Raw genomic sequence first — 2,132 nt, forward strand, 5'->3', positions numbered from 1 at the left:
TCGCGAAGGACGGGGCCAAGATGGTCACCGCGGTCGCGACCACGCGGGTTCCGAAGCTCACCGTGGTCATCGGCGGGTCGTTCGGCGCGGGCAACTACTCGATGTGCGGCCGCGCGTATTCGCCGCGGTTCCTGTGGACCTGGCCCGCGAGCCGCATTTCGGTCATGGGCGGGCAGCAGGCGGCGTCCGTGCTGTCGACCGTCAAGCGCGACCAGCTCGACGCTCGCGGCGACGCGTGGACCTCGGAGGAGCAGTCGGCCTTCGAGGCGCCGATCCGCGCCCGCTACGAAGAGCAGGGCAGCCCCTACTACGCCACGGCCCGCCTGTGGGACGACGGTGTGATCGACCCCGCCGAGACCCGCGACACTCTGGGCCTCGCCCTCGACGTCGTCTCCCGCGGATCCCTCCCCGAGCCGCGCTTCGGCGTCTTCCGGATGTGAGCGCCATGCCATTGGCCCCTGTGGTTCGACAAGCTCACCAACCGGTGGGCTCGCTCTTCGACACTGTGCTCGTCGCCAACCGCGGCGAGATCGCCCGCCGGGTCATCCGCACCCTGCGGCGGCTCGGCATCCGCTCCGTCGCCGTCTACAGCGACGCCGACGCCGACGCGCCACACGTGCGCGAGGCCGACGTCGCGGTCCGTATCGGACCGGCGCCGGCCGCACGCTCGTACCTCGACGGCGACGCCGTGATCGACGCCGCAGTCCGGACGGGTGCGCAGGCGATCCACCCGGGCTATGGCTTCCTCTCTGAGAACGCGGAGTTCGCCTCCGCGTGCGCCGACGCCGGGATCGTCTTCATCGGTCCGGGCGAGCGCGCGCTCGACGTCATGGGCGACAAGATCCGCTCGAAGGATCATGTCGCGGCGTACGGCGTGCCGGTCGTGCCCGGTTTCAGCGCTGTCCGATCAGACGGCACCGCGATGACGGATGTCGAGATCGCCGCCGCCGCGGCCGTCACCGGATACCCGCTCCTGGTGAAGCCTTCCGCGGGCGGCGGAGGCAAGGGCATGCAGATCGTGCGTGCGGCGGACGAGCTGCCGGAGGCGCTCGCGACCGCCCGACGGGTCGCCGCCGCCGCCTTCGGCGATGACACCCTGCTCCTGGAGCGGCTCATCGATCGACCGCGCCACATCGAGGTGCAGGTGCTCGCCGACGCGCACGGCACGGTGATCCACCTCGGCGAGCGCGAGTGCACCCTGCAGCGGCGCCACCAGAAGGTCATCGAAGAGGCACCGTCGCCGATCATCGACCCCGCGACCAGGGAACGACTGGGCGCCGCCGCGTGCGCGGCCGCCGCGAGTGTCGACTACGTCGGGGCCGGGACCGTCGAGTTCCTGGTCGCCGCAGACCGCCCCGACGAGTTCTTCTTCATCGAGATGAACACCCGGCTGCAGGTGGAGCACCCCGTCACCGAATTCGTCACCGGCATCGACCTCGTCGAGCAGCAGCTGCGGGCAGCAGCCGGACTGCCGCTGGAGATCGCGCAGGGGGACGTGCGGCTCGACGGGCACGCCATCGAGGCCAGGGTCTACGCCGAGAGCCCGGCGCGCGGCTTCCTCCCGTCGACCGGCGAGATCCTGCTGTTCCTCGCCGCAATCTCCCCGGTCACTGAGCCCGTCGAAGTGCGAACGGACTCCGCGGTTGAGACCGGCTCGGCCGTGACGGGCGACTACGACCCGATGATCGCGAAGGTCATCGCCCACGGCGCCGACCGCGCTGAGGCGCTGACGCGCCTGGATGCCGCGCTCGGCGACACCGTCGTGCTTGGCGTCGACACCAACATCGCGTTCCTCCGGGCTCTCCTCGCCGACCCGGCGGTCCGCGCGGGCGATCTCGACACCGGGATCATCGACCGGCTCCCGCCCTTCGCTGCTCCCGCACCGACCMCCGCCGCCCTGGAGGCTGCCGCGCGGCTCGCGCCGCGGCATCCGGTCTCCCGTCACCGCGATGCTTCGCCGCTCTGGCTCGCGCGCACCGGCTGGCGGCTCGGCGGAACGCCCCACCGGGCGCAGGCGCTGTTCGCCGACGACGCGGGCCCCCTCCACAGCGTCGAAGCCCCGCCTGAAGGTGTCACTTCTGGTCGCATCGAAGCCCAGGAACGAGCAGCATCCGCCACCTCCACCGCGGTGA

The 2,132-nt window shown here is 71.8% G+C and carries 2 protein-coding genes; both read left to right on the forward strand.

The window, feature by feature from the left end; translation table 11 throughout:
* On the forward strand, positions 1-440 hold a 440-nt coding region (locus AC1DVT_RS19755; protein ID WP_477391046.1), incomplete at its 5' end, for a carboxyl transferase domain-containing protein.
* Between the two features lie 5 nt (positions 441-445).
* Positions 446-2,132 (forward strand): acetyl-CoA carboxylase biotin carboxylase subunit (locus tag AC1DVT_RS19760; RefSeq protein ID WP_477391048.1); only part of this gene is annotated, 1,687 nt, incomplete at its 3' end.

The organism is Microbacterium sp. P2_F9 (assembly GCF_056403635.1).